Source organism: Rhizobium sp. YIM 134829, assembly GCF_046546455.1.
On the sequence record NZ_JBKHKI010000003.1, the window covers coordinates 190,835 to 212,195 of the forward strand.

The 21,361-nt window shown below is 64.9% G+C and carries 15 protein-coding genes; 6 read left to right on the forward strand and 9 right to left on the reverse strand.

The features are described from left to right. Positions 1-3: 3 nt before the first annotated feature. Positions 4-1,038, reverse strand: a complete 1,035-nt coding sequence (locus tag ACLE20_RS07740; protein WP_410939694.1) for an alpha/beta fold hydrolase — start codon at positions 1,036-1,038, stop codon at positions 4-6. 525 nt (positions 1,039-1,563) lie between these two features. On the opposite strand from ACLE20_RS07740, the gene ACLE20_RS07745 reads away from it, so the two are divergent. Next, positions 1,564-2,040 (forward strand): Hsp20 family protein, encoded by a 477-nt coding sequence (locus tag ACLE20_RS07745; RefSeq protein WP_410939695.1) that lies wholly within the window; start codon positions 1,564-1,566, stop codon positions 2,038-2,040. Between the two features lie 80 nt (positions 2,041-2,120). On the opposite strand, the gene ACLE20_RS07750 is transcribed toward ACLE20_RS07745, so the two are convergent. Then, positions 2,121-3,167 carry a threonine aldolase family protein gene (locus ACLE20_RS07750; protein ID WP_410939696.1) on the reverse strand — a complete coding sequence of 349 codons (1,047 nt, stop codon included), beginning with the start codon at positions 3,165-3,167 and terminating at the stop codon, positions 2,121-2,123. A gap of 574 nt (positions 3,168-3,741) precedes the next feature. Between ACLE20_RS07750 and gltB the strand changes: the two genes are divergently transcribed. The 3 genes from gltB (at position 3,742) to ACLE20_RS07765 (ending at position 11,309) form a co-directional block, all read left to right on the forward strand. Then, a complete protein-coding gene (gltB, locus tag ACLE20_RS07755; protein WP_410939697.1) occupies positions 3,742-8,463 on the forward strand; it encodes a glutamate synthase large subunit in 4,722 nt (1,573 codons plus the stop codon). A gap of 169 nt (positions 8,464-8,632) precedes the next feature. After that, the gene (locus tag ACLE20_RS07760) at positions 8,633-9,706 is read left to right on the forward strand and encodes a polysaccharide pyruvyl transferase family protein (RefSeq protein WP_410939698.1); all 1,074 of its coding nucleotides are present in this window, start codon (positions 8,633-8,635) and stop codon (positions 9,704-9,706) included. A 148-nt stretch (positions 9,707-9,854) separates the two neighbouring features. Next, complete coding sequence (locus ACLE20_RS07765) at positions 9,855-11,309, forward strand: glutamate synthase subunit beta (protein WP_410939699.1); 1,455 nt, start codon at positions 9,855-9,857, stop codon at positions 11,307-11,309. Positions 11,310-11,373: 64 nt separating this feature from the next. Here ACLE20_RS07765 and ACLE20_RS07770 read toward each other — a convergent pair whose 3' ends face one another. Further along, on the reverse strand, positions 11,374-12,474 hold the full coding sequence (locus ACLE20_RS07770) for an AraC family transcriptional regulator (RefSeq protein WP_410939700.1): 1,101 nt from the start codon (positions 12,472-12,474) through the stop codon (positions 11,374-11,376). Here ACLE20_RS07770 and ACLE20_RS07775 point away from each other — a divergent pair. After that, a complete protein-coding gene (locus ACLE20_RS07775) occupies positions 12,377-13,111 on the forward strand; it encodes an SDR family oxidoreductase (protein WP_410939701.1) in 735 nt (244 codons plus the stop codon). The genes ACLE20_RS07770 and ACLE20_RS07775 overlap by 98 nt on opposite strands. 60 nt (positions 13,112-13,171) lie before the next feature. On the opposite strand, the gene ACLE20_RS07780 is transcribed toward ACLE20_RS07775, so the two are convergent. Together ACLE20_RS07780 and ACLE20_RS07785 are read right to left on the reverse strand one after the other, a co-directional pair. Continuing rightward, positions 13,172-14,266, reverse strand: a complete 1,095-nt coding sequence (locus tag ACLE20_RS07780; RefSeq protein WP_410939895.1) for a DUF459 domain-containing protein — start codon at positions 14,264-14,266, stop codon at positions 13,172-13,174. A 260-nt stretch (positions 14,267-14,526) separates the two neighbouring features. Continuing rightward, entirely contained in the window at positions 14,527-15,744 is a 1,218-nt protein-coding gene (locus tag ACLE20_RS07785) for a lytic murein transglycosylase (RefSeq protein WP_410939702.1), read from the reverse strand. Between the two features lie 285 nt (positions 15,745-16,029). Between ACLE20_RS07785 and galU the strand changes: the two genes are divergently transcribed. Then, the gene (galU, locus tag ACLE20_RS07790; RefSeq protein ID WP_410939703.1) at positions 16,030-16,911 is read left to right on the forward strand and encodes a UTP--glucose-1-phosphate uridylyltransferase GalU; all 882 of its coding nucleotides are present in this window, start codon (positions 16,030-16,032) and stop codon (positions 16,909-16,911) included. Positions 16,912-16,988: 77 nt separating this feature from the next. Here the strand turns inward: galU and ACLE20_RS07795 are convergent, their stop codons facing one another. The 4 genes from ACLE20_RS07795 to hemH form a co-directional block, all read right to left on the reverse strand. Further along, the gene (locus ACLE20_RS07795; RefSeq protein ID WP_410939704.1) at positions 16,989-18,464 is read right to left on the reverse strand and encodes an outer membrane beta-barrel protein; all 1,476 of its coding nucleotides are present in this window, start codon (positions 18,462-18,464) and stop codon (positions 16,989-16,991) included. Between the two features lie 203 nt (positions 18,465-18,667). Next, the gene (locus ACLE20_RS07800; protein ID WP_410939705.1) at positions 18,668-19,123 is read right to left on the reverse strand and encodes an NfeD family protein; all 456 of its coding nucleotides are present in this window, start codon (positions 19,121-19,123) and stop codon (positions 18,668-18,670) included. 3 nt (positions 19,124-19,126) lie between these two features. Beyond that, positions 19,127-20,128 (reverse strand): SPFH domain-containing protein, encoded by a 1,002-nt coding sequence (locus ACLE20_RS07805; RefSeq protein ID WP_410939706.1) that lies wholly within the window; start codon positions 20,126-20,128, stop codon positions 19,127-19,129. A 68-nt stretch (positions 20,129-20,196) separates the two neighbouring features. Then, positions 20,197-21,297, reverse strand: a complete 1,101-nt coding sequence (gene hemH / locus ACLE20_RS07810) for a ferrochelatase (RefSeq protein WP_410939896.1) — start codon at positions 21,295-21,297, stop codon at positions 20,197-20,199. Between the last annotated feature and the right edge of the window lie 64 nt (positions 21,298-21,361).

Sequence of the window (21,361 nt, forward strand, 5' to 3'; positions counted from 1 at the left end):
GCCTCAAAGGGCAAGCGCCTTGTCCTCGATCACCGGAGCGGGGATTTCCTCGGAAACGGTTCCCGGAATGAAGGCCTCGATCGCCGCCATCGCCTGAGCACGATAGCGATCGTCTTCCTGGAAGAGTTCGTGGCGTGCGCCATCGATCGGGATCAGCGTCGCCGCGCGGAAATTGCGGGCCAGCGCCTCGACCGCTGCATGCGGCACCAGGAGGTCGCGCGTGGGCGCCAGGATCAGCGTTGGCACAGTGATGCGCGTCAGATGCTCGCGCCGGCTCACGCGGCGGATCGCGCGGAAGGTCTCGTGCAGCCAGCGGGCGCTGGGCGGGCCGAGAAAGAGTTCCGGATGAGCCTCGGCGATCGCCTGGTTGCGCTGGAAGCGCCTTTCGTCGGCGGTCAGGATGTTGTTGGCGAAGGGGCGCGGGCCGCCATCGCGGTTGAGCGCCAGCCCGCCGAGGCCCATCAGGCTGAGCGCGCCGGCGATGGTCCCGATCTTGCCATGGCTGAGGCTCTGATTGCCGAGCGCCACGAAGGGGGCGGCGAGGACCATGCGATCAAGCCGGGTGGCAAGCGAGGGCGCCAAAGACAGGGCGACGAGCGCTCCCATGGAATGGGCGACGAGAAAGAAGGGCAGGCGCGTATCCGGCAGGACGATCCGCTCGAGGAAAAGCGACAGGTCGGCCTCATAATCGGCAAAGCGGCGCACATGGCCGCGGCGCGGATCCTTCAAGAGCCGCTCGGATCCCGCCTGTCCGCGCCAGTCGAAGGTCGCGACCCACAGGCCGCGGGCAAGGAAGCTGGCGATCGTCTCGAAATATTTCTCGATCGATTCGTTGCGGCCGTGGAGCAGCACCACCGTGCCCTTGGCCGTGCCCTCCTCCGGGCGGAACACGGCGTAGCGCAGGCAGCGCCCAGCGGCGCCGGTGAAGTCGCCAACCGTGTGGCGACCGGGCAGCGGATTGTCCGGCGTCGGGTAAAGGGCGGCCGCCGGTGGCTCCGGTCTCTGTGCTACCTTGCGGCCGAAAAGGTCGAACCTCATCGTCATCCTCTGTGTGCGCAGCCTGGCGGGTCCGCCTTTTGAGGATCTAGACCTGCGACAGGCGCCGGTCAAAAGAATAGCGTGCGCGAGCAGGACCGGGCGGGGCAAAAAAAGAGGCCGGACGCGACGGGGGAGACGCTTCCGGCCTTCAAGCTGACACCGGGACCACAGCGCTTGAACGGGGATGGCGGGTAGGGACATGCCCACCTGTGTCTTGCGCTCTTGGTCCGATGGAAAGGAGCCTAGCCGCCCGGAGCTGAACGCGAGCGGAACCCGGCATTCATCGGCGGTTCAGCTCGGCGGTCCGCATGATCTATAACCGGCCAAGCCGCTGTTTCGACGTGCGAAAACGTCGGGATCGAAAAAATCTCGTCTCCGATTTCGGAGCTCTTGAACACCAAATCGGTCGTTCCCATCTTTCGTTCACGGGCGCCAAACCGGGCCCGTTCACCGGTCCCGCCATCGCCGCTTCAGGGGTGACAGGGACCTCGATCGCACAACCGTTGCTCAAGAAGTGAGGACACCATGCGTCACGTTGATTTTTCTCCGCTCTATCGCTCCACCGTCGGCTTCGACCGCCTGTTCACCATGCTGGACAGCCTTGGCCAGCCCGAACAGGCCCAAAGCTACCCGCCCTACAACATCGAGCGAACCGGCGAGAACGCTTATCGCATCACGATGGCGGTTGCTGGTTTCGATGAGACCGAGCTTTCCATCGAAGCCCGCGAGCACACGCTGACCGTCAAGGGCGAGAAGAGCGACGAGCAGACGGCCGAGAACAATTTCCTCTATCGCGGCATTGCCAAGCGCGCCTTCGAGCGCCGCTTCCAGCTGGCCGACCATGTGGAAATTCGCGCCGCTTCGCTGAAGAATGGCCTCCTGCACATCGATCTCGTCCGTGAGATCCCGGAAGCCGCCAAGCCGCGCCGGATTGAGATCTCGGCCGCTCCGGCTGCTCCTAAGCAGATCGAAGCCACCCAGGTCGACGCTGCCGTCAACTAAGGCGGCGGTCTCAAAGGACCTTTTCGCTGCGGCGCCCCTTGCGGGCGCCGCTTTTCGTTTGTGCCGCTGCCGTCGTGGATTCAGGCCGCAATGGCATGCAGGAAGGCGTCGACCTCCTGCGGGGCGGTCGCGAAGCTGGTGACGAGGCGGTAGAGGCCTTCGTCGCCGTCCAGCATCAAGGCCGACGGAACCGGCCAGTCGTAGAAGATGGCGCCCTTGCCGCGCAGCGCCTCGGCCGTGTCGGTCTTCAGAATCACGAAGAGTTCGTTCGCATCGCCCTTCCAGGCGAGCCGTGCGGAATTGCTGGCGCCGATGCCGGCGGCAAGACGCGCCGCCATGGCATTGGCATGGCGGGCGAGATCCAGCCAGAGATCGCCTTCGAGATAGGCCTCGAGCTGAGCCGAGACGAAGCGTGTCTTGGAGAAGAGCTGGGCCGAGCGCTTGCGCAGATAGGCGAAGTCGCCGATCGTTTCCGGGTGGAAGAAGACGAGCGCCTCGGCGCACCAGCAGCCATTCTTGGTGCCGCCGAAGGAGAGCATGTCGACCCCGCGCTTCCAGGTCATCTCCGCCGGCGTCGTATCAAGCGCCACCAGCGCATTGGCAAAGCGGGCGCCATCCATGTGAACGGGAAGGTCGCGGGTTCTCGCCACCGCGCTGATCGCCGCGATCTCGTCGAGCGAATAGACCGTGCCCGCCTCCGTCGCCTGGGTCAGCGTCACCGCCATCGGCTGGCCGGCATGGACGTTGCCCGGCTGGAATCGGGCGATCTGGGCGGCGAGCTTGTCTGCATCCATCTTGCCGAAGGCGCCTTCGACAGGGGCCATGCGGGCGCCAAGCGAGAAGAATTCCGGCGCTCCGCATTCGTCCGCATTCACATGCGCTTCGGAATGGCAGAAGACGTGGCCGCCCGGCCGGGTGACGCTGGCAAGCCCCAGCGAATTGGCCGCCGTTCCGGTGGCGACGAAGAAGACGGCCACTTCCCGCTCGAACAGTTCGGAGAACAGCCCTTCGACCTTGCGGTCGAGCGCGCTGGTGCCATAGGCGGCGGCAAAGCCGGGTGCCGCCTTGACCAGGCTTTCGGCAATGGCGGGATGGGCGCCGGCCCAGTTGTCGGAAGAAAAGATCATGAGAGACACCATCATGCGCCCGGCCGATGCGGCCGGCTTGGGAGAGAGGCGCGACCTTAATCCTCCCCGGGCCGCGATCAACCCTGTCGCCGACGGATCTCTTGCTCCATGGGTGCCAAGGAGGGCAGGTGCGACATAAACGGCATGGAAAGACGCAGCCATTTGAAATTAAAGTACAAGAGAGGCGGGGAAAAGGATCGTTTCGAACGAGGACGTCGTATTATTTTTCCGCGATCTCTTGCAGCGATCCGGGCTTTCTGGCATAGAGCCTCTGAAATAGGACAGTCTTGCTGTCCTATTTCGGTCGAACGACCGGTTTGGGGCCGAGTGACCGCGTAAGAAACGCGGGGGACGGCCGGGTGAGGAACGCCATGCGGACGCTCTGTCGTACCGCTTTCGGCCGAGCCTGATCCATGCGAGCGGTCGGACGAAGTTCTTACCCGGCGGCGCCACGCATCATTTGCGAGCACACCAGGATCATGCGACGATAACCGGGCGGGACCGGCGGGCACGAAGCCTGCGGCCGGCGCCTGACGACGGCAGGCCGAAACATCGGCCAACAGGAGGGAAAGCGATGACGCAGACCACGCCATCTTTCGACGCCGGCTCTTCGGCCAACACGGCGCAGCGCGCCGTGGCGACGGCGACCATTCCTGCCGGCATCCCGGGCAAGCAGGGCCTTTATGATCCGCGTCACGAGCATGATGCCTGCGGCGTCGGCTTCGTCGCGCATATGAAGGGCGTCAAGTCGCACCAGATCGTGCGCGATGGCCTGTTCATCCTCGAAAACCTCACCCATCGCGGCGCGGTCGGTGCCGACCCCTTAATGGGCGACGGCGCCGGCATCCTGGTGCAAATCCCCGATCGCTTCTTCCGCGAGGAAATGGCAGCCCAGGGCGTGATCCTGCCGAAGGCGGGCGATTATGCGGTCGGCTATCTCTTCATGCCGCAGGACGAAGCCCAGATCGCCCATTTCAAGCAGGTGATCGCCGATGTCGTTGCCGAGGAAGGCCAGTCCCTGCTCGGCTTCCGCGACGTGCCGGTCGACAATGCCTCGCTGTCCAAGGCGCCGCATATCGCCGCCACCGAGCCCCGCCATGTGCAGGTCTTCATTGGCGCCGGCCGCGATGCCGCTACCAATGCCGAGTTCGAGCGCCGGCTCTTCACGCTCCGCAAGGTGATCTCCAACCGTATCTATGATGCCTATAAGGGTGCGGAGACCGGCTTCTACCCGGTTTCGCTCTCCTCCAAGACCATCATCTACAAGGGCATGTTCCTGGCCTACCAGGTCGGCGCCTATTACAAGGATCTCGCCGATCCGCGCTTCGAAAGCGCGGTAGCGCTCGTTCACCAGCGCTTCTCGACCAACACCTTCCCGTCCTGGAAGCTTGCCCATCCCTACCGGATGGTCGCCCATAACGGCGAGATCAACACGCTGCGCTCCAACGTCAACTGGATGGCGGCGCGCCAGGCGTCGGTTTCCTCGCCGCTCTTCGGCGACGACATCTCCAAGCTGTGGCCGATCTCCTATGAAGGCCAGTCCGACACGGCCTGCTTCGACAACGCGCTCGAATTCCTCGTCCAGGGCGGCTATTCGCTCGCCCATGCGGTGATGATGCTGATCCCCGAGGCCTGGGCCGGCAACCAGCTGATGAGCCCGGAACGCAAGGCCTTCTACGAGTACCACGCCGCTCTCATGGAGCCGTGGGACGGGCCGGCCGCTGTCTGCTTCACCGACGGCCGCCAGATCGGCGCGACGCTCGACCGCAACGGGCTTCGCCCGGCGCGCTATCTCGTCACCGACGACGACCGCGTCATCCTCGCTTCGGAGGCGGGCACGCTGCCGGTGCCGGAGGAGAAGATCGTCAAGAAGTGGCGCCTGCAGCCCGGCAAGATGCTGCTGATCGACATGGAAGAGGGTCGCATCATCTCCGACGAGGAGGTGAAGTCCTCGCTCGCCTCCAAGCACCCCTATCGCCAGTGGCTCGACAACACCCAGCTGATCCTTGAAGAGCTGAAGCCGGTGGAGCCGCGCGCCCTGCGTCGCGACGTGTCGCTGCTCGATCGCCAGCAGGCCTTCGGCTACACGCTCGAGGACACGAAGATCCTGATGTCGCCGATGGCGACCACCGGCCAGGAGGCGATCGGCTCGATGGGCACCGACACGCCGATCTCGGCCATGTCGTCCAAGGCCAAGCTGCTTTACACCTATTTCAAGCAGAACTTCGCCCAGGTCACCAACCCGCCGATCGACCCGATCCGCGAGGAGCTGGTGATGAGCCTCGTCTCCTTCATCGGGCCGCGGCCGAACATTCTCGACCATGTCGGCGCCTCGCATGCCAAGCGGCTGGAAGTGCGCCAGCCGATCCTGACCAATGGCGACCTCGAAAAGATCCGCTCGATCGGCCACACCGAGGACCGGTTCGACACCAAGACGCTCGACTTCACCTATGATGTCGACCGCGGTGCCGAAGGCATGCCCGACATTCTGGACCGGCTCTGCGAGCGGGCCGAGGCTGCGGTCAAGGGCGGCTACAACATCATCGTTCTGTCCGACCGGCAGATGGGGCCGGATCGTATCGCGATCCCGGCGCTGCTTGCGACCGCCGCCGTCCACCATCACCTGATCCGCAAGGGCTTGCGCACCTCGGTCGGCCTCGTGGTCGAATCGGGCGAACCGCGCGAGGTGCATCATTTCGCGCTGCTTGCCGGCTATGGTGCCGAGGCGATCAACCCCTATCTCGCCTTCGACACGCTGATCGACATGCACAAGCGCGGCGAGTTTCCGAAGGAAGTGTCGGAAGAGGAGGTCGTCTATCGCTACATCAAGGCGGTGGGCAAGGGCATCCTCAAGGTCATGTCCAAGATGGGCATTTCCACCTACCAGTCCTATTGCGGCGGCCAGATCTTCGACGCCGTCGGCCTGTCGAGCGAATTCGTCGCCCGCTATTTCTTCGGCACCGCGACCCAGATCGAGGGCGTCGGCCTCAAGGAGATCGCTGAGGAAACCTTCCTGCGCCACCAGGCGGCCTTCGGGCCCGATCCGGTGCTGACCAACACGCTGGAGGTCGGCGGCGAATATGCCTATCGCATCCGCGGCGAGGGCCATGCCTGGTCGCCGGATTCGATCGCCTCGCTGCAGCATGCCGTGCGTGGCAAGGCCGATGATCGCTATCGCGAATTCGCTGCCATGGTGAATGGCGATGCGCTGCGCATGAACACGATCCGCGGCCTCTTCAAGATCCGCGGCGCCGAGGCGCTCGGCCGCACGCCGATTTCGATCGACGAGGTCGAGCCGGCGGCGGCGATCGTCAAGCGCTTCTCGACCGGCGCCATGTCCTTCGGCTCCATCTCGCGCGAGGCGCACACCACGCTCGCCATCGCCATGAACCGGATCGGCGGCAAGTCGAACACCGGCGAGGGCGGCGAGGAGAGCGACCGCTACTTCCCGCTCCACGACGGCTCGCCCAACCCGGAGCGCTCGGCGATCAAGCAGGTGGCCTCGGGGCGCTTCGGCGTCACGACGGAATATCTGGTCAATGCGGACATGCTGCAGATCAAGGTCGCGCAGGGTGCCAAGCCCGGCGAAGGCGGTCAGCTGCCCGGCCACAAGGTGGATGCGACGGTCGCCAAGACCCGACATTCGACCCCGGGTGTCGGCCTCATCTCGCCGCCGCCGCATCATGACATCTATTCGATCGAGGATCTGGCCCAGCTGATCTACGATCTGAAGAACGTCAATCCGGCTGCGGACGTCTCGGTCAAGCTCGTCTCGGAAGTCGGCGTCGGTACGGTTGCGGCCGGCGTTGCCAAGGCGCGCGCCGATCACATCACCATCTCCGGCTATGATGGCGGCACGGGTGCCTCGCCGCTGACCTCGCTCAAGCATGCGGGCAGCCCCTGGGAAATCGGCCTTGCCGAAACGCACCAGACCCTGGTGCTGAACGGCCTGCGCTCGCGCATCGCGCTACAGGTGGATGGCGGCCTGAAGACCGGTCGCGACGTCATCATCGGTGCGCTGCTCGGGGCGGACGAATTCGGCTTCTCGACCGCGCCGCTGATCGCCGCCGGCTGCATCATGATGCGCAAGTGCCATCTCAACACCTGTCCGGTCGGCGTCGCCACCCAGGATCCGGTGCTGCGCAAGCGCTTCAAGGGTACGCCCGAGCACGTGGTCAACTACTTCTTCTTCGTTGCCGAAGAGGTGCGCGAGATCCTGGCCTCGCTCGGCGTCGCCAAGTTCGACGACATCATTGGCGCCTCCGAGCTTCTGGAGAAGGACGGGCTGATCTCGCACTGGAAGGCCAATGGTCTCGACTTCACCAACATCTTCTACAAGGTGGATGCCCCGAAGGAAGCGACCTACTGGACCGAGCGGCAGAAGCACCCGATCGACGACATTCTCGACCGCAAGCTGATCGAGCAGGCTCTGCCGGCGCTCGAAAGCAAGCTGCCGGTCAAGATCGAGACGGCCATCAAGAACGTCGACCGTTCGGCCGGTGCCATGCTCTCCGGCGAAGTGGCCAAGCGCCATCGGCACAAGGGGCTGAAGGACGACACGATCCATGTGACGCTGACCGGCACCGCTGGCCAGTCCTTCGGCGCATTCCTGGCCCGCGGCGTGACCTTCGACCTCGTCGGCGATGGCAACGACTATGTCGGCAAGGGGCTTTCGGGCGGCCGGATCATCGTGCGTCCGCCGGAAAACTCGCGTATCGTCGCGGCACAGTCGATCATCGTCGGCAACACCGTGCTCTATGGGGCGATCTCCGGCGAGTGCTACTTCAACGGTGTGGCCGGCGAGCGCTTCGCGGTCCGCAACTCCGGCGCCATCGCGGTGGTGGAAGGCGTGGGCGACCATGGCTGCGAATATATGACCGGCGGTGTCGTGGTCGTGCTCGGCCAGACCGGGCGCAACTTTGCGGCCGGCATGTCGGGCGGCGTGGCCTATGTGCTCGACGAAAGCTCGGACTTCCCGCAGCGCTGCAACATGGCCATGGTCGAGCTGCAGCCGGTGCCGGAAGAGGACGACATGCTGGAGAAGCTGCATCATCACGGCGGCGATCTCATGCATAAGGGCATGGTGGACGTTTCCGGTGACATGACGCGCCATGACGAGGAGCGGCTGGTGCAGCTGATCTCCAACCATCTCCATTACACGGGCTCGCCTCGCGCCAAGGAGATCCTCGACAACTGGGCCGAGTTCCGTCCGAAGTTCCGCAAGGTCATGCCGGTCGAATATCGCCGGGCGCTCGAGGACATGGAGCGGATGAAGATGGCGGAGGCCGCCGAGTAAGTCTCAGGAGGCGGCGCGCAATCCGCGCCGCTTCGAACACTCCCATCATTCCGTGCGGCCGCTCTTTCAGGGAAGCGGTTGCCACACAATCGAGGGCTGGGGCGGTCGCGTCTCTGCCCTCCTTCTGGCGCGCTCGTGCGCCTCTCTAAAGCAACAGGTACCCACGCGCTTGGCTTCTTCGCTTTCCGATATCGTCTCTTCCTCGGCGCCGATCCCGCTTTCCTGGGTGACGCCGCCGGCTGGCGAGGACTATCTCAATCTCGGCGATGCCCTGTCCCCGGTCATCGTCGCGATGATGGCGCGCCGGAACGTGGCTCATGTGCCGAGCAAATCCACCACCACGCGTCTCGCTGCCGTCGGCACGATCGGACATATGATGGCCGGCGGCCATGTCCATCTCTGGGGCACAGGCACCTCGCCGCATCTGAACCCCGGTGCCGCCCGCGAGCAGAAGCTCGCCTATAGCCGCCCGGCCGGCACCGAAATGACGTTTCACGCCACCCGCGGCCCCTTCAGCCGGCGCGTACTTGGCGGCGACATGAGCGGCCCGGCGGTCTATGGCGATCCGCTCTGGCTGCTGCCGCGCTTCCACCCGGCTCCATCTGAAAAGACGGCCGAACTCGGCGTCATCCTGCATCTCGCCGAACTCGCCGAGCGCAGCTTCGATGCGCGGGCGAAGGATGCTGAAGGCCGCCACAGCGTCGATGCCGCCGACCGCGAGCGGATCCGTCTCATCAACACGGTAACGCCGGTCTCGATCGCGGCGCTGCGCACTCGGCTCGACGAGATCCTCGCCTGCAAGCGGATCGTCTCCACCAGCCTGCACGGCATGGTCTTTGCCGAAAGCTACGGCATTCCCTGCCTCTATTTCTCGCCGCGGGCGAAGAAGTCGGGCCTCGGCAGGATCGACCTTTCCGACGAGAGTGGCGTCATCGACCTGCGCTTTGTCGATCTCTATCGCGGCCTCGGCAAGACGCATCTCGACGTCTGGTTCCAGCCGCGCGGGGAGAAGACCGATTGGGGCGCGGTGATCGCCGCGATCGACACGGTCTGGGAGCCGAAGCCGTTCGACGCGGAGCCGCTGATCGAAGCGTTTCCGCTGCCGCTCGACATGATGATCCCGCAGGCGGGCGCGAGCGCCTTCGACGATCCGCTGATCGCCCGGCTGCCGACGCGCAAGAAACAGCTGCCGCTGCTCGGCTCGCTCGAGGCGATGGCCGCGAAGTTTTTCAGTCGCCGGTGATGAAAGCGGCTTGAGAAGCCCGGAAAACCGGGGACAATGGGGAAAAGGGCAGGCGGCGCCGAGCGCTGACCGGCTGGACGGATGATGAAGCGGCAGGCTGGGTGGCACGGGCTGGCCGCGAACAGAGAACGAGCGTGAGGGCAAGATTATGGGCAAGGTAACGGGTTTCATGGAGATCGACCGGCAACTGGCCAAGTACCAGCCGGCCTCCGATCGCATTCGTCATTTCCGCGAATTCGTCATTCCCATGTCGGATCCCGAGATCCAGAAGCAGGCGGCGCGCTGCATGGATTGCGGCATCCCCTTCTGCCACGGCCCGACCGGCTGTCCGGTCCATAACCAGATCCCGGACTGGAACGACCTCGTCTACAACGGCAACTGGGAAGAGGCGATCCGGAACCTGCACTCGACGAACAACTTCCCGGAGTTCACCGGCCGGATCTGCCCCGCGCCCTGCGAGGAAGCCTGCACGCTGAACCTCGAGGATGCGCCGGTCACCATCAAGACCGTCGAGCAGGCGATCGCCGACAAGGCCTATGAGATGGGCTATATCGTGCCGAAGCCGGCGGTCACCAAGACCGGCAAGTCGATCGGCATCATCGGCTCCGGCCCGGCCGGGATGGCGGCTGCCCAGCAGCTCGCCCGCGCCGGCCATGCGGTCGCCGTCTACGAGCGCGAAACCAAGCCGGGCGGCCTGCTGCGCTATGGCATTCCGGACTTCAAGATGGAGAAGAACTTCATCGACCGCCGCGTCGAGCAGATGCGCGGCGAAGGCGTCGTGTTCCATTGCGGCGTGCATGTCGGCGTCGATCGAACCGTGGACAGCCTGCTCGAGGAGCATGATGCCGTGCTCTATTGCGGCGGTTCGGAGACCCCGCGCGATGCCGGCATTCCCGGCGTCGAATTCTTCGGCGTTCACGATGCCATGCCCTATCTCGTCCAGCAGAACCGCCGCATCGGCCGCGAGAACATCGACAGCATCGGTTGGCCGTCGGACCCGATCCTGGCCGGCGGTAAGCATGTCGTGGTTGTCGGCGGCGGCGATACGGCGTCCGACTGCGTCGGCACCGCCTTCCGCCAGGGTGCGGTCAAGGTGACCCAGCTCGACATCCGCCCCCAGCCGCCGGAGAAGGAAGACAAGCTCGCCGTCTGGCCCTTCTGGGCGACCAAGATGCGCACCTCCTCCTCGCAGGCCGAGGGTGCAGTCCGCGAGTTCCAGGTGGCGACGCTCGAATTCGTCGGCGAGGACGGCGCCCTGACCGGCGTCAAGTGCTGCCAGGTCGATGACCGCCGCAAGCCGATCGCCGGTTCGGAATTCGTCATCAAGGCCGATCTCGCCTTCATCGCCATCGGCTTCCGCGGCCCGGCAACCGATGGCGTGCTCAAGGATTTGGGCGAACGGCTGGCGATCAACACCGACAAGCGCGGCTCCAGCAATGTCATCGCCAATGACAGCGACTACCGCACCTCGATCGACAAGCTCTGGGCGGCCGGCGACGTGCGCCGCGGCCAGTCGCTGGTCGTCTGGGCCATCCGCGAAGGCCGCCAGGCCGCCCGCGCCATCGACGAGGCGCTGATGGGCGCGACTGTCCTGCCGCGCTGAGCCCTTCGGCGCGGTCCATGGGCTCGGCCGGCTTGCGCCTCGCAGCCGGCCTGAGATGACGTCGTCAGGACGGTATTGTCGGTGTTGCGCGCGGGCTATGGCCGAAGGCGCGCTTGAAGGCGTGGCTGAAGGCGCTTGCGGAATCATAGCCGACATCGACGGATATGCCGGCGATGGTCGCGCCCGGATGGTCGAGCAGCATGCGCGCCAAGGTCAGCCGCCATCGGGTGAGATAGGCGAGCGGCGACTGTCCGACCCGGGCCTGGAAACGGGCGGCGAAGGCCGAGCGTGACAGGCCGACCTCCCGCGCCAGCATGGCGACGGTCCAGCGTCGGGCGCAGTCTTGATGCATTAGCGCCAGTGCTGCACCGATGGGGGGATCTGCCAGCGCGGCGATCCAACCATGCGGTGGCGTGCCGGGCGCTTTGACCGCGGCACGCAGCGCCTCGACGAACAGGATCTCAGCCAGCCTGGCGGAAACGAGCGCACTGCCCATCATGTCTCGCGCCGCCTCATCTTCCAGAAGGGCCAGCGTTCGTCCGACCGCGGTGGCCTGGGGCGCGTCGGCCTCGATCTTCACGAAAGGGGGAAGCGTCTGGTTCAGGAGCTCTGCGCCCTCCCGCGCGAAGGTGATGCTCACACCCATCAGCACGGTTTCCTCGCCATCGAGTCTCGCAATGCTGACCGAAGGGTTGGGAAAGTGATGATCGCCGTCTTCCAAGGACGCCTGTGGATCACTGGCAATTCCATACGCGGTGGCTCCCACGAGGAAGACGTCGCCTCTCCGAAGTTCTGTAGCCGCTTGCCCAGGCAGGATGATCCAGCACTGACCCTTCAGGCAAGCGACGATCTTGAAGCGCGGCCGCATCGGAAAGGTCAGGCCCCAGGACCCCGATGCCTCCAGCCGGTTCTGTCCCCCCACCCGAATGCCGAGGGTCATCAACACGGCCGAGAGTGGATCCTGATCAAGTCTGGACGATTGCGACGAAGACATGGTGTTGGGAGCATAGTTCATCCATGCGGGTCCGACTAGCCTTCCCGCTTCTGTCCATTGCGAGGAGAAAACCATGTCGGACTTGTCAAAGGTTGTTGTTATCACCGGCGCCGGGAGCGGCATGGGCCGCGCCACCGCAATGATGCTCGCTGCCCAGGGCGCCAGTGTCATGCTCGGCGGCCGCCGGGAAGCAGCGCTTGCCTCTGTCGCCGCGGCCATTACCGAGGCGGGCGGCCGCGTGCTCTATCGCCCGACAGACGTCACGTCGCGCGGCGCGGTGGCGGCCCTGGTCGACGCGGCCTGTGACGCCTTCGGCAGGTTGGATGTGATCGTCAACAATGCCGGCATTGCGCCGCTGTCTCGCTTCGATGCTTTGCAGGTCGAGGAGTGGGACGCGATGATCGACGTCAATCTGCGCGGCGTACTGCATGGCATTGCTGCCGCCTTGCCCGTCTTCGGTCGGCAGAAGAGCGGCCACGTCATCAATGTCATCTCCACGGCTGGGCTGCGCATCGTTCCGACGATGGGCGTCTATGCCGCGACGAAGAATGCCGTGCGCACGCTCACCGAAGCGCTTCGCCAGGAGGCCGGGCCTCACCTGCGGGTGACGGAGATCTCGCCAGGCATGACGCAGAGCGACTTCCTGACTTCGATCACCGACGAGACGCTGCGTCGCGACATGGAGGCCCAGGCGGCAACGCTCGCCATGCCGGCCGATGCCGTGGCCCGTGCGATCTGCTTCGCGATCGAGCAGCCGTCCGACGTCGAGATCGGCAGCCTGGTGATCCGGCCGACGGCGCAAGGGTGAGGGGTTGGCCGGGCATGGCCAACTGGCCCCCCCGACAAGGCGAGCCATCTCAGCCCACGGTCAATTCCGCATCACCGGATTGCTGATCACCGAGCTTGGCTTGGCGAGGCGGAAGTCGTCGATGCGGCCGGCGGGGGCGGTGGCGACCTCGCCTTTTTCGATCAGCTTGTCACGCAGGCTGAGGCCGTTGCCCTTGTCGATGGCAGAGGGGTCAAGGAGGCCGGTCGCGCCGTCGAGTTCGGGATCGGTCAGGCTGATCGGCGGCGTGCGGATGATGCTGTCGCTGGTGGGCGCCGAGACGAGCAGGTCCTTCATGCCGCTTGCGGCGGGAATCGCGCCATCGCCGGCCGTTTCTCCGAGCAGCCGGCGAATGTCCTTCTCGACGTAGAAGGCGAGCTTGCGCTTTCCGGCGGCTGTCAGCGTGATGCCGTCGGCGCCGCGCAGGCGCACCTGCTGGCCGTTCACATCCGAGCCGGTGGTGACGAACTTGCCGTTCTCATCGACGAAGCCGTCCCAGATGTCGATGAACTGCCCGCCGGCCTTCTCGGCCTCGGTGCGGTAGATGCCGTTCAGCACCACCATGTCAGCGCTCATCGCGGTCGATTGGAAGGAGGGCATGCCGACCCAAAGGAGCGGCACGCCTCGGCCGCGTGCCTGATCAGCGAAGGCCTTGACCCGCGCGGCATATTCGGCCGACCAGAGATCGCTGCGGAACTTCTCGCGCGCGCCGTTCACGCTCATCTGCTGCCGGTCATTGGCGCCGAGGCTGATGATGATCAGTGCCGGCTTCACGTCATCGGCGAAGGCGGCGAGCATGTCGGGCCAGTCGAAGTAATCCTCGCGCACCAGGCCCGAGGAGACCTCGCTGCGATCTTCGACCAGAATGCCCGGCGTTTCGGCAAAGGCCTGCTGCAATCCGGTCGCGAGACCCCCGGCGATAAAATCGCCGACGACCAGCACCTTCTTGGCATCCGGCCGCTTTTCCACGACGACCGGCTCGGCGGCCACCGGAGCGGTTGCGGCGGCTTTGGGCTTGGCGCGCTTGACGCGCGGCTTGGCCGGCGCACGGCGTGGGGCGGGCGCGAACGTATTGCCGTCTCCATAGCTCTCGTAGACGGGCTCGCGGACCCGCGGCCGGCCGAAAAAGAAGTCCATGATGCTGCGGCGTTCCTGCGCCGCCGCAGGTGCGACGGGCGGCAAGAGCGCAGCAAGGGGCCAGGCGAGAACGATGGCCAGCACGAGCGTCAGAAAGCGCCGCACTGTCGCTGCTGCGCCATAGGTCTGGGCTCGTCTGTCGCGCCCCGCGCGGGGAGGAAGGTTCGGCGTCATGGGCTTACCATAGAGAAGGATGCCGTCGAGGGAAACATCGCAGGAGGAACCGGATCGACGGACAAATCCGTCGATCCGGCCCGCGATCAGTTGCGCAGCGCGCGCAGCAGCGTCTGGGTTGGCTGGCCGTCGGGCGTCAGGCCATTGCGGTTCTGAAAGGCCTCGATCGCCGCCTTGGAGCCGGAGCCGAAATTGCCGTCGACTTCGCCGTCATAATAGCCGAGTTCCTTCAGGCGCGACTGCAGCTCGAATTTCTGCTTGATATCGAGCGTGCCATCCGGCCGGGCCCAGGCCTGCTGCAGGCCGCCATAGCCGGCAATCTCGTCGGCCAACAGGCCGACGCCGAGTGCGTAGGAGTCCGAGGCGTTGTAGCGCTTCAGTACGAAGAAGTTCTTGGTCATCAGGAAGCCGGGGCTTCCCGGCCCGCCTGGCGCCTTCAATGTCGCGCGCTGGCTGCCGTCGCGGAACCCCTTGCCGTTCGGGCGCTGGAAGCCGAGTGCTGCCCATTGCTTCAGCGTCTTCGTTTGGCCGGAATAGGCCGTACCGCCATTCGGCACCGCCACCTCGTAGCCCCAGGTCTGGCCGGGCTGCCAGCCATTCTGTTTCAGGAGATTGGCCGCGGTCGCCAGAGCGTCGGGGACCGAGTTCCAGATGTCGCGATGGCCATTGCCATCCGCATCGACGGCATAGAGCAGATAGCTCGTTGGGATGAACTGGGTGTGGCCCATGGCGCCGGCCCAGGAGCCGTTGAGCTCGCGCGGGGTGACATCGCCGGCCTGGAGGATCTTGAGCGCGGCGATCAGCTGCGTTCGCGCATACTTCGCACGCTTCGGGTCGGCATAGGCAAGCGTCGCCAGAGCGCGCGGCACATAATGCAACCGCTCGTCCTTCTTCAGAACAGCGCCGTAGTTCGACTCCATCGACCAGATGGCAAGCAAGATCGTCCGGTCGACACCGAAGTGTCGTTCCAGCGCATCGAGCGTGCGCTTGTGCTTGGCGGCCATTTCCCGGCCGATCTGCTGCGTATAGGGATTGACGCGGCTGTCGATATATTCCCAGATCTTGCTCTTGAACTCTGGTTGAAAATTGGCCTTTTCCACAACGTCTGCGTCAGGTGTTTTTACACCGGCAAAGGCCTTGCGATACGTGGATTGCGTGATACCTTCCCGCGCGGCTGTCGTGTAGAAGGAATTGATCCAGTTCTGGAAGCCGGCATCCGCACGGGCGGGCACAGCCGCGCAGAGGGTCGCCGCCGCAATCAGAGCGGCGGAGAGACGGCGAAAGGTCTGACGGGTGTTGGTCATCGGACTGTCGTTTCCGTATCGCATGCTCGCAGCCGGTCAGGCGACGAGACGTGTTCCAAGGCACGAGACCCTCGGGCCGGTGGCTGACGAAGGTCGGACGATTCACCGACTTCAAGCCGGCATCCCGTCAGTCTAAGGAAATGAGGTCAACAAATTCTTTACCATCATTCGGCGCCTGCGTCTTCTTCTCCCAAAAAAAACAGCCACGCGTCCCGGCCGCCTGCTAAGGGAACGCGTGATCGGCGCCGCCCACTTTGACATCAGCTTTACAATCTGGAGATTTCGATGAGTGACAAGCGTAAGGTCCGCAAGGCCGTCTTCCCCGTAGCTGGTCTCGGAACGCGATTCCTGCCCGCCACCAAGGCCGTTCCGAAGGAAATGCTGACGGTGGTCGACAAGCCCGTCATCCAGTATGTCGTCGAGGAGGCCCTTGAGGCCGGCATCGAACATCTCGTCTTCGTCACCGGCCGCGGCAAGGCGGTGATCGAGGACTATTTCGACATCAATACCGAGCTCGAGCAGACGCTGCGCGAGCGCAACAAGAAGGCGGAGCTGACGCTTCTGTCGGAAATCCTGCCGCAGGCCGGCCTCACCAGCTTCACCCGCCAGCAGGCCCCCCTTGGCCTTGGCCATGCCGTCTGGTGCGCCCGCGACATCGTCGGCGACGAGCCCTTCGCCGTTCTCCTGCCCGACATGATCATGCGTGGCGAGAAGGGCTGCCTCAAGGGCATGGTCGATCTCTACAATCAGAGTGGCGGCAATGTTCTCGCCGTCGAAGAATGCGCCCCGGATCAGGCACATAAATACGGCATCGTCGGCGTGGGCGATACGATCGGCGAAGGCTTCGCCATCACCGCCATGGTCGAGAAGCCGGCTGCCGGCACGGCACCGTCCAACTTCTTCATCAATGGCCGCTACATCCTCCAGCCGGAAATCTTCAACATCCTGGAGACCCAGGAGCGCGGTGCCGGCAACGAGATCCAGCTGACCGACGGCATGCTGAAGCTGCTGAAGGAACAGCCCTTCGCTGGCTATCATTTCAAGGGCGAGACCTATGACTGCGGCGCCAAGGATGGCTTCATCCTCGCCAATGTCGCCTTTGCGCTCTCGCGCAGCGATATTCGCGGCTCGGTCGAAGGCCCGCTCAAGGCGCTTCTCGAGCGCTAAGCGAAGAGACGCACAATGAAGGGCCGCATCGTCGAAGGACGGTGCGGCCTTTGTCGTTTCAGACTGACGACTAGGAATCAGCGGCGCAGGGTGAGCCCGACGCCGATGCGGGCGACATTGGTGCTGTTGCCGCCCTCGTTCATCGTGCGCTCGTAGCTGACGTCGCCCGTCAGCGCCAGGTAGCGGTTGATGTCATAGGTCAGCCCGGCGCCGGCCAGCCAGACCTTCTGATCGCTGGAGGCGGCGCCGTTCGGATAGTTGCGGAAGGTAAGGCTGTTCGAAAGCCGGGCAACCAGCGCCGAGCGCAGTTCATGCGTCAGTTTGCTGGAGAGCGTATAGGCGAGCGCGCCGCTCTCGCCCGATGTCGTCGAGGGCTCGAGCGTGGTGGAGAGGCCATAGGTAATGTCGGTCCCGCGCAGCGGCGACCAGTTGACCAGGCCTTCGATGGTGATGCCATTCAGGTCTTTCAGCCGCGGATCGTCGAAACGGTAGCGCGCATAGCCGAGCGCAAGCTCGCCGTTCAGTTTTTCGCCGAGGTCGAACTGCACGCCGCCACGGCCGGCGAGCGTGTCATAGGAGCGGGCAAAGCCGTTGCTGTCGAGGCGGAGATCATACCGGCCACGGCCAAGCGAGGCCTCGATGAAGGGGATGAGGGCGGGGGACAGCTCATAGCCGATGCGCCCTGTCACCGTGCCCACGTCTCGGTCGCGATCTCTGGTCGAGAGCGTGCCGCCGCCTGCAAGCCGGGCATCGGAATAGGCGAAGCGGTCGAGGTCGAGGCGGGCGGAGCCGCGCAGGATGCCGAAGTCATGCTCCAGCCCGGCGCCGAGGCTATAATGATTGACGCCGGCCTGGGTGGTCGCGTTCTCCACCGCATTGGGGTCGGTCGCATCCTCGCGGTCGAAGGCATAGCCGGCGCGCAGCGTCGCGGTCGTCGCGTGGGATATGTCGAGGCGCAGATCGGCATCGATCGATGCGCGTGGCTCGGTTTCGCCGCTGCCGGCGATGTTCTTCTGCCAATAGCCTTCCCCCGTCACGGTCAGCTGATGGCGCGACCAGTCCGAGGTCAGGGTGCCCTTCAGGCCGGTCTCGGTATAGGTGCGGCTCTCGCGGCTGCCGTCGCTGTTGCGCGTGCTCTCGTGGTTCAGCGTCTGGCCGATCGAGGGTTTCAGCGTGAAGGTGCCGATCGGGATGCCCTGTGCGTCGTTGCGCGTCGTATCGAGCGTCGACTTCAGGCCATCCACAGTGCCCTCGCGCAGATTGTCCCGCACGCGATCGTCCTCGAGCGCAAGCGCGCCTTGCAGCGTCTCATCGTCGCCAAGCCCGTTGATGGCCGCCGTCGTTGCCGGGTCCGCATCTGGGGCCACGGGGGATGCACCGGGCAAGGCAGGGCGGGGGGCGGCCGAGAAGGGCGAAGCGGTGGCGGTCTCGCTCGCGTCCGCGCTCTGCGCAAGAGCCGGAAGCGGGATGGAGGCGAGCAGCGCGGCCATCATCGCTGCGGGTGGCGAAACGAAGAGGGGAGGCCGCAAGACGTCGCAGAGGGTGGCACGCAAATGCGGGCGGAGGCTCCTTCTGTGTCTCTCTGGAAAAAGGGGCGCCATGACCTGTCCGCGCTCGGGAATGCAGTTCTTGCGCGACAGTAAAGGAGCATGGTTAACCATTCCTTGCTGCCGGCCTGCTGGCGCTTGGCTGGCCGAATATCCTCGGCTGGGATCGCCATGTCGCGAAGGCTCAAGATGTCTCGAAAGCTCAAGGCTTAGGCGGCCTGTACCTGCAGGCGGCTGTCGAGTGCGGCGACGACGCGCACGCGCGTGCCGGCCGGCAGATCAGGACCTTCGACACGCCAGAGCGTGTCGCCGAGCCGGATGCGTCCGACCCCTTCGGCGATCGGCTCTTCCAGGATCGCGGTCCGGCCGACCAGGCCCTCGCTCCGGCGGTTGAGCAGCGGCTGGTCGGTCCCGCTCTCTCTGCCGATCAGGCGACGGCCGAGAAGGACCGTGGCGACCGAGAAGACCGCGAACAGCATCAGCTGGATATGCCATTCGAAGCTCGCGACATTCCAGAAGAGGAGCGCCAGCGCGCCGGTGAAGATTGCCGCCAGGCCGAACCAGACCAGAAACACGCCGGGAACGACGACCTCCAGGGCCAACAAGATAAGGCCAGCCACCCACCAGCTCCAAGGACCGAGTTCCTCGAGTATTCGCGCCAGCATGGCTCAGCCTCGGTCGACCGTCGACGGTGCGGGGCGGTTACCGACGACGGGGCCGGTCGGCCGCGGGCGTGCCGGGCCGCCGGCCGGAGCCTCACCGAAAACCTCGCGGGCGATGGCGCCGATGCCGCCGAGCGAGCCGATCAGCGCCGAGGCCTCCATCGGCATCAACACGATCTTCGAATTGCTGGCCGTGCCGACGGCCGCCACCGCCTCGGTATATTTCTGCGCGACGAAATAGTTGATGGCCTGGACGTCGCCCGCGGCGATCGCCTCGGAGACCATGCGCGTCGCCTTGGCTTCCGCTTCCGCCAGGCGCTCCCGCGCCTCGGCATCGCGGAAGGCGGCTTCCCGCTGTCCTTCGGCCTGCAGGATCGCCGCTTGCTTCGAGCCTTCGGCCCGCAGGATCTGGGCATTGCGCGCGCCCTCCGCCTCCAGCACCAGCGCCCGCTTTTCGCGCTCGGCCTTCATCTGGCGGGCCATGGCCTCGACCAGGTCCTTGGGCGGCTGGATATCCTTGATCTCGACGCGGGTGACCTTGATGCCCCAGGGGCCGACCGCCTCATCGACCACGCGCAGGAGCCGGTCGTTGATCGTGTCCCGGTTGGAAAGCAGCTCGTCGAGATCCATCGAGCCCATGACCGAGCGGATATTGGTCATGGTCAGGTTCAGGACCGCGCTCTCGAGATTGGCCACCTGATAGGCGGCTTCGGCCGCGTTCAACACCTGATAGAAGGCGACGGCATCGGCGGAAACCGAGGCATTGTCCTTGGTGATGACCTCCTGGGTCGGCACGTCCAGCACCTGCTCCATCACATTCATCTTCGCGCCGATGCGGTCGATGAACGGGACGATCAGGTTGAGACCGGGCTCAAGAGTGCGCGTATAGCGACCGAAGCGCTCGACCGTGTAGCGATAGCCCTGCGGCACCGTCTTGATGCCGGCGACGAGTACCAAAACGACGATGGCGACCAGAGCCACGACGACGAGATCAAATCCGCCAAACATGCTGCCGTCCCTTTCAAACAGGGTATCCTAATTCGGGGTCTAGCATGCCGACATGGCAGGCGGAACGGCTAATCGACCCAGCCCTTCAGCTCCCGTGCCACGACATGATCGAGCACGCGCATGCCGTCCTCGCTGTCGTTGAGGCAGGGAATGTGGGTGAAGTGCTCGCCGCCATTGTGGTGGAAGATCTCGCCCGCTTCGCCGGCGATTTCCTCGAGCGTCTCCAGACAGTCGGAGACGAAGCCGGGATTGATGACGGCAATGCGCTTGACGCCTTCCTTGGCCAGTGCCTCGACCGTCTTGTCGGTATAGGGCTGCAGCCATTCCTCCGGCCCGAAGCGCGACTGGAAGGTCACCCGCAGCTTCTCCTTCGACCAGCCGAGTTTCTCCCGCAGCAGCCGTGCGGTCTTGTAGCACTGACAGTGATAGGGATCGCCCTTCTTGAAGTAGCTCTGCGGAATGCCGTGGAAGGATGTCAGCACCACCTCCGGCTCCCAGTCGAGCGTGGCAAGGTGGCGGGTGATCGAATTGGCCAGCGCCTCGATATAGACCGGGTCGTCGTGATAGGGCGGAACGGTGCGCAAGGCCGGCTGCCAGCGCATGCCGAGCAGCGACTTGAAGGCCTCGTCATTGACGGTTGCCGTGGTCGCGGCAGCATATTGCGGATAGAGCGGAAAAAGCAGGATCCGCTCGCAGCCGGCCTTCTGCAGCGCGTCCATGCGCGAGGGGATCGAGGGCTGGCCATAGCGCATCGCCCAATCCACCACCACCTGCGGCCGGTCCGCATAGCTGGCGGCCATCTTCTCTGCCTGGTTGCGGGTATAGGTGCGCAGGAAGCTCTCATTCAGCTCGTTGTTCCAGATCGTGGCATAGGCTTTGCCGACCTTGGCGGGACGGGTGTTTAACACGATGCCGTAGAGGATCGGATACCAGAAGACGCGCGACCACTCGATCACCCGGCGATCGGACAGGAATTGCTTGAGGTAGCGGCGCATCGACACCTTGTCGGTGCCATCCGGCGTGCCGAGATTGACGAGCAGGACGCCGATCTTGCCGAAATTGACCGGCGGATGTCCGGCGGGCAGCGGCGCGCCCGGCGCAGTGGGCGCGAGCACCGTAGCAGCGGGCTTGGTTTCGGCATTGAAGGGGAGCGGTGTCGTCACGGGCATCATCCTGCAGTCTGGTCGGGCCACTATACGGTGATGGAATACCGCGGTTCACGGAGGTGTAAAA